Genomic DNA, 844 nt, shown 5'->3' on the forward strand with positions numbered 1-844 from the left:
CCCGGGACGGCCTGGGCCAGCAGCCGGTCCAGCACATGCCCGGCCGGCTCCTCGCCGCCCCGGGCGGTCACCAGCGGCAGATCCACCGGCACGGCCATCACATAGCCGATCCGATGGGTGTGGCAGTAGGCGCGCAGGTGAGGATCACGGCCGTAGCCGCAGTCGGCGGCCAGATAGCGAAACGGCGTGCCCGCCCGCTGTTCCTCCTGCAGCATGTCGATCACCTGCTGAGGCTTGGTCGCGAACGCCACCCGCTCCGGCACGCCCGCCACCCGGCGCCGCTCGGCGTCACCGGCCCAGTCCTCGGGCAGGTAGAGCCGCCGGTTGATGAACGCGTGCCCGGCCGCGGACGCGTAGGTGAGCATCGGCATCACCTGGCAGTTCTCGACCTGGCCGGTCAGCCCGCAGTACTGGCGGGCCACGCCGACCGACCGGTCACCTTTCTTGATCGCCTGCGTGTCATCGGCGATCAGTACCCCGTCCGCGCTGCCCAGATGCTCCACGACGTACGCGCGCACGTCATCGCGGAGCGTGTCGGCGTCCCACTTGGCCCGTGACAGCAGCCACTCGATCGGGTTGGCGGTCGGATGCCCGAGATGATCGGCCAGTTGCCAGGAGTTCTTGCGCGGCACATCGGCCAGCAGCCCGCGGACCAGGTCTGCGAAGGTCGCCTTCGGCTCGGGCCGCTTGAACAGCCGATCAGCGATCCGCGAGGTCACCGTCGCGAGTTCGGCATCCCAGGACACGACGAGATCGTAGGTGAGGCACAAGGTCACTTGCAGACCATCACCGATACACCCGCAGTCACGCTGGCGAACGACTTAAAGATCTACCGATGTAGTAC

Annotated in this window: 1 protein-coding gene; it reads right to left on the minus strand. The window is 68.1% G+C overall.

Translation table 11 applies throughout. The features are described 5' to 3' along the window. Positions 1-746 (minus strand): IS701 family transposase (locus tag AB0C16_RS40110; RefSeq protein ID WP_357691388.1); only part of this gene is annotated, 746 nt, incomplete at its 3' end. Between the last annotated feature and the right edge of the window lie 98 nt (positions 747-844).

The organism is Nonomuraea sp. NPDC048916 (assembly GCF_040649575.1).
GTDB lineage: Bacteria > Actinomycetota > Actinomycetes > Streptosporangiales > Streptosporangiaceae > Nonomuraea.